The organism is Nostoc sp., assembly GCF_041747015.1.
Classification (GTDB): domain Bacteria; phylum Cyanobacteriota; class Cyanobacteriia; order Cyanobacteriales; family Nostocaceae; genus Nostoc.
In genome coordinates this window covers 1-6,098 of record NZ_JBGTFY010000344.1, presented here as the reverse complement: position 1 = coordinate 6,098, position 6,098 = coordinate 1, and the positions used below count along the sequence as shown (strand labels likewise).

Below are 6,098 nucleotides of genomic sequence, written 5' to 3'. Positions count from 1 at the left end.
TTACTCAGCTCTTGTTGAAAGAGCTTTTCCTCTGCTGCATTCAGTCGTAGATAGGTATCAATAAACCTAGAAATGAGTTGCATTCGAGCTGGATCTCTAAATGCAGGGTGGCCAGCAGACGTAAACATTCCGCTTTGACTTTGGGTCTATCTGCTGGCTGAATTTGCATCCTTGCCATTAAAGCTGCAGCTACTGGATTTGGTTGTTGGAGAAACTCTCGCCAATTGAGGCAGTTGAGCTGAATGACAGCGTAGTTAAAATCCAGAACGACTTTGTCAGGAAATGCTACTCGATAGGTATCTGGCTCTGAACGTTGGGGCACCTCAAATGAAAAGACCACAATTGGATATACGGGTAAGGCATATTTCTGATGCAGGCGGGCGAAGTATGAGAACATGCGTCGCCCAAACTCGGCTTGTGGTTGAGATTGTTGCTCAACGTGGACTAAAAAGAAGGAGTCTTAACCTCTGAACCGGGCTTTGACAACGAGATCGACTTCACGCCGTTCTTCAGTAGTGACATCGGTAAATAATTCTTTATCTAGAAATGTGATGGAGTCTGTTTCCAGATAGGTCGATACAGCAGGAAAGAATAGCTCAATGAACTCCCAAAAGAAGGTGGAGAGCAGTTCTTTGAACAGGCGATCGTGGTCAATCATGGTAGATCTTGAATCGGTTGACCATCCAGGATAGTCTCATAAACCTGAATCATTCTAGTAGCAATACGATCCCAAGTGTATTCTTCAAGAATCAGTTCACGCCCGCGATCGCCCATCTTTTTAGACTCTTGAGGATTATTAAGTAGACGTTGAAGACCAGACGCGATCGCTGCCACATCCAGTTCTACTACAGAGCCAAGTTGATATTCTTCAACTACAGAAGCCAAAGCTACACCAGGAGTAACAAGGACAGGTAGCCCGACTGCTAAAGCCTCCAAAACAGCAACGCCAAAGTTTTCCGAGTGAGAAGTTAGCGCAAATATATCCGCTCCTTGCAGGAATATATCTTTCATTTCGTCAGCGACAAATCCAGAAAGATACGTGCGATCGCGAATACCAGCAGAAACCAGAAGGTTGTCGATTTCGGCTTCATACTCAGGGGAACCACTGCCTGCAAGTACAAACGTGAAGCGCTGATGTGCTAATTTCTCTAAAGCAGTGATCAGGTAGTCTAAGCCCTTTTTTGGGTGCAGGCGAGACATGAATAAAATCACAGGTTCGTCTTGTGGAGCTTTTAGCAATTGCCGCAGTTGGTGACGAGCATCTGGTATGAGAACAGGTCTAGAAAGACCATGCGGAAGGATAAAACTGGGTGATTCTAGACCAAGCTTGGATACTTCTTGCTGTTCCTGCTGGGAAGTGAAGTGAAGAGCTTTACCGTGGTTGAGATTGGCACGCTCTACTAAGGTGAGGTAAATTTGCTTTTTGCCAGCGCCTTGTTGCAAAGACCAGTTGCACAATAGACCATGAACTCCAACAACATAGTGGAGGTGTCTGAGGCGGGCGATCGCCATTGCTGCTGTAGATGGATAGGAAAAAATTGCATGGACGTGTAGCAGATTGTAATCAGCAATATGCAGCCAAAGCCAGGTAGTTAGTTGGCTGGAGAAGGCAAATTCCCTTAAAGACTTAATTGACGGGGAGAAACGGGGAAAAAACCAGATTGGCACTTTTTCGTACTCAATGCATTGGCGCAAGGGCACATCTAGCAAGTCAGAACCATTGTCGTTAGTCGTAGCAATCTCAGCGTCTACCCCATGCGATCGCAGTGCCCCAACCATTTCTATAGTTGATCGACTAGGGCCACCTCGAACCTGAGCAATTGAGGGAATGACATGAAGAACTTTCACAATTTAGAGCCAACTGAAGAAGTTTGCATTAACTCAGCAAGAGTTTGTTTGAAACGCTCAAATCCAAAAGTATCAATAACTTTTTTGCGTAAGGCTTCAGGTTGATATATCAGTGGATTGGGATAAATACCTTGCAAAATCTGAATCAGTGTTTGGGCGATTTCTTCTACATCATCAGGATTAACTAAAGCTCCCAGTTCACCGTGACAAAGCGCGTCAATCGCTCCATCCTGATTGCCCCCTAGTGTCGGTCTGCCACAAGCTAATGCTTCCAGGTAAACAATGCCAAACCCTTCAGCTTTGCTGGGCATCGCAAAGACATCGCACATATTGTAATGATCGCAGAGTTCGTCATCGGTCACGAACCCAGTTAATGTGACACACTCTTGTAGATTAAGTTGAACAATCAACTGTTCAATGCGGGGGCGATCGCTCCCTTTGCCAACTATCAGGTAGTGAATAGTAGGAATCTGACGCCGAATCTCAGGTAAAGCTTGCAGAATTTGGTCGTATCCTTTGTAGCGCTCCATACTATCTAATCTGGCTACGGTCAGAATAATCGGCTCTGCCGTCAGCCCATAACGGCTCAGCAAGTGTTGCGGCTTTGGTTTAATTTGAAAGCGACTAGCATCAAACGTGACTGGTAGAAGAGAAATCCGCTCAGGCGCTAACTTTTGTTCACGAATCAGACGGCTACTGGTATAGCCACTAATGGAAATAATTTTCTCGGCACTATGTAGCGCTTTCTGCTTCCAATGGTCTTGAACACTCCACGCATCTATACCATAAACAAAGATCCAGTAAGGGACACCTGTAAGACGATGAATTAAAAAGGCAATAGGAGCAAAATTGAGATGACCACACAGGATTAAGTTTGGCCGCTCTATTAACGAGCCTATAGCTATACTCAAAGCGAAATGTGGTGAACGTAAAAAACTAGGAAGGCTACCACTAAATAAAAATGATAGTTCTTTTGACTCAAACTTGTCTCTGGATTTTGTCTTATCGAGCTTATCAAAAATAACTAGAGGCAAGCGAGGAAATTTATCTTCTAATGCAAGCAATAAATCCTGTAAATAAACTTGAATTCCACCCTTAAAATCAAAAAGATTAGGAAACCAAAGGTGAAAACAAGTGAATCTTAAAGACTTTGGTAGAACGATAGACATCTTTGACACAATAGCTAATTAAATTTCTTGCTGAGAATATCCTTCACTTGGCTTGCTAAGCGCTGGCGATAGAGTCCCCAGGTTAATTGTTCGGCTTTCAGGCGAGCTGCTCGTCCCATCTCAGCTAACTCTTGCGGATGGCAGTAGCACCACTCTAGTTTTTCCTTGAGGGCTTCTACATTACGAATCGGTACAACAAAACCCTCAACGCCATCGGTAAGAATATCGGGACCGGCTGTGTTGGGTGTAGTAATAACGGGGATACCACAGGCCATTGCCTCTAGCAGCACCAGTCCAAATCCTTCAACCAGAGAGGGAAAAACTAGCACATTTCCAGCACTGTAGTATTGATTTAACGAAGCATGAGGTACGGATGGGACATAGTGAAAAATATCCTTGTAACGCTCTAGCCAGCCTTCTGGGAAACTATTAGAACCCACTAACAATAACTCGGCGTCAGCCAGTTGCAATTCTTTCCAAGCCTGCAACAGGTAATGAACACCCTTACGTGGCGCTACGCAACCTACAAATAAGGCTCGGAAAAGTTTGTCGGTTTTGGGTTGTGGATGGAAGTAGTCAATGGGTGCTCCGTAGGGAATAACGCTGATTTTTTCCAGCTCCACGCCAACATTCAGCAATGATTTTTGGGTAATAGAAGATGCCACAAATATATGGTCAGCCAGTTGGAGTTCCTGCTCCTTGCGCTCGATTTTCCAAACGGGTTCTTGAACTGCCTGCAATGCGGGTGCCAGTTCTGGGAATCTTTCAGCTTCTTCCGCTTGGATATCACAACTCATGCGATAGAAAAGAATCGGCAACTCGTATAAGCAGAGGATACCCTGTTGCTTTGCTGTGTAAAATGTGGCAGCAGCGCCATCTTCGTAGGCGTAGACGGCATTAAGACCTTAAAGATGATGCTTGGCAACGTGACGATCGAGAGAGGCATATACCCAGTTGATTAGCCTTTGATCTCCCAAGTTTAAGTGACGACTCAAACCCATCCGCGCTAGCGCTACCCGCATTGCCTCTTGCCAAGGATGGGTTTGCATGGGTACACCAGTCGGGGCGATCCATATCCTCCGTCCTAGTTCATCAGCGACACGGTTTTTAATTTTCTGGGGCAGTAGATTTAGGTAGCGTGATCCAGAACCTTTTAAATCGTAGGCAATTGTTGTGATTACTTCGTGGAGTAAGTCAGCTTCTCCCAAAGCGATCGCCGCCTCACGGGAATTCGGATTACCTGTAGGGTGAATCAGTGATATACGTGGATAGGACATCTTCCTGCAATAGTTGTTGTTTTTGGTGCCAATTCTCTATTTGCTCCAATCGAGGCAATAGGAAGATAAAGCTACTGAGAAACCAGTAGTAAACTGAAAAGGTGTGGTGGAAAACCAATTGACCATTAAGCTGGATTACCTGGATTAGGAAAGCAGAGAGTGCTAATTGACGTAGGAAGGGGCTTTTTAATTTCCAGAAAACAGACCAAAGCGCAATGAAGATGCTAACCCTGAGTCCATACCAAAGCAGAAAACCGATGGGGCCTAGTTCCAGAGCTACTCTGCCCATTTCTGACTCATAACCTACGGGAATAAATTCACCAGCAGGCAAACCTAATACTTTGCGAAGCGCTGGAGCCGCTTGGTGTGTTGCACCTGTGCCATAGCCGTCAAGTTCTTTATACTTAATAAACTCAAAAGGCTGCGTGAAACTGCCCGAGATCCGTTCAGATACATCTTGGTTAGAAGTGGTGCGTAGCGAAAAGGCATCAACTGCTGGGCGAAACCAGATGAAGGCAGCAATAGCAACAACGATAACTGGTAGTAACAATTGCCTGAGCAAACGCAGCGTGCTTGCAGGCTGGGTAAATCCTTTTACACCTAGATAACATATTAAAAACAAAACTGAAGCAAGAATTACCCCACGAGAGCCAGTCATTAAAGAGTTAACAGTAACTAAAAATAGTTCACATATAGAGAGCAACCGCCACCAACGTGACTGGTTAATTGAAAGAAAGAATATCAATAAACCAAAGCAAACTAGCAAATATACTGAATAACCACTGATGTAGGAAAACGTTCCAGTAACTCGAACAGCATTTATACCCGCAAATGTAACTGCGCTCGCTTCGTTATTAGCATAGACATTAAGCGGACTTGAAGGGGGACTAAAAAACTGAGCAATACCCAGAATGCCAACAGGAATCAATAGCAAAAGGTGCGATCGCAAAAATTTATATAACTCCGACTCCGATTGAAACAAACTCGGTATTAACCACATTAAAGGTATGTAAAATAGATAGCCCCTGAGTCCAAACATTCCCACCAAAGGCGAACCTAAACTAGGATTAAATACTTGAAACAAAGACCATATTGCTACAAAACTAATTAAGATGTTGACCGTGAAGTTTTTGAAAGCCAGTTTTTTTTCAGCTAACGAGAAAAAATAATAATTAATGTAAGCTCCTAAAATCACAAAGTCTTTGAGAAAATAAATCATCTCGCTAGCCTGGGGCAACACCCATTTTCGCAGTGCGCCTTCAACCACTAAAATAATGAAAACCGCCTTCACACTGTGATGCCAGTTGAGGGATGAGATATAGACAATACCTGCAACAGCTAGTAGAGCAATTAGCATCTTTACTGAATAGCCTCTTTAAAAACTTGTAAATACGCTTTTGCCACTTCTTCTTTTTTGTGACGCGACAAATGTGTTTTTGCTTGCGTCCTGTAGATAGCCCGTTTTTCAGGATTAGTCAATAAATCGACAAGCGTATAAGTTAATGCTTTAACATCTCCATTAGGAAAAGTCATTCCACAAGGACCAATCGCCTCTTTCAAACCTCCTTCCTCTGAGCCAATCACCACACAACCACAGGCAATACCTTCTAATGCCACAACTCCAAACGGTTCCCGCCAACGAGATGGTACTACCAGAATTTGATGAGCATTTAATAATTTTGCTAACTTTTTATCAACTTTCACCCCGACAAAATCTACCTGATTGGAGAGGTTTAACTCTTTAACTTGTTGATGTAATTTAGATTCTTCTGGACCACTGCCTATAATGGTCAAGCTAGGAATC

Annotated in this window: 6 protein-coding genes and 1 pseudogene; all 7 read right to left on the bottom strand. The window is 43.8% G+C overall.

Features of this window, described 5'->3' with window-relative positions; translation table 11 throughout:
- Nucleotides 1-658: pseudogene (locus ACEW80_RS27655) on the bottom strand (Rpn family recombination-promoting nuclease/putative transposase); the annotation flags it as partial.
- Nucleotides 655-1,848, bottom strand: coding sequence for a glycosyltransferase (locus tag ACEW80_RS27650; protein ID WP_373529674.1), 1,194 nt, complete (start codon nucleotides 1,846-1,848; stop codon nucleotides 655-657). The gene ACEW80_RS27650 and the pseudogene ACEW80_RS27655, both read right to left, overlap by 4 nt.
- Nucleotides 1,845-3,017, bottom strand: a complete 1,173-nt coding sequence (locus ACEW80_RS27645; RefSeq protein ID WP_373529673.1) for a glycosyltransferase — start codon at nucleotides 3,015-3,017, stop codon at nucleotides 1,845-1,847. Before ACEW80_RS27645 ends, ACEW80_RS27650 begins: the two co-directional genes overlap by 4 nt.
- Nucleotides 3,018-3,031: 14 nt before the next feature.
- A complete protein-coding gene (locus tag ACEW80_RS27640) occupies nucleotides 3,032-3,814 on the bottom strand; it encodes a glycosyltransferase family 4 protein (protein ID WP_373529672.1) in 783 nt (260 codons plus the stop codon).
- A gap of 108 nt (nucleotides 3,815-3,922) precedes the next feature.
- Nucleotides 3,923-4,294 carry a hypothetical protein gene (locus tag ACEW80_RS27635; RefSeq protein WP_373529671.1) on the bottom strand — a complete coding sequence of 124 codons (372 nt, stop codon included), beginning with the start codon at nucleotides 4,292-4,294 and terminating at the stop codon, nucleotides 3,923-3,925.
- The gene (locus ACEW80_RS27630; protein WP_373529670.1) at nucleotides 4,254-5,651 is read right to left on the bottom strand and encodes a hypothetical protein; all 1,398 of its coding nucleotides are present in this window, start codon (nucleotides 5,649-5,651) and stop codon (nucleotides 4,254-4,256) included. Before ACEW80_RS27630 ends, ACEW80_RS27635 begins: the two co-directional genes overlap by 41 nt.
- Before the next feature lie 2 nt (nucleotides 5,652-5,653).
- Nucleotides 5,654-6,098 (bottom strand): glycosyltransferase family 4 protein (locus ACEW80_RS27625; RefSeq protein ID WP_373529669.1); only part of this gene is annotated, 445 nt, incomplete at its 5' end.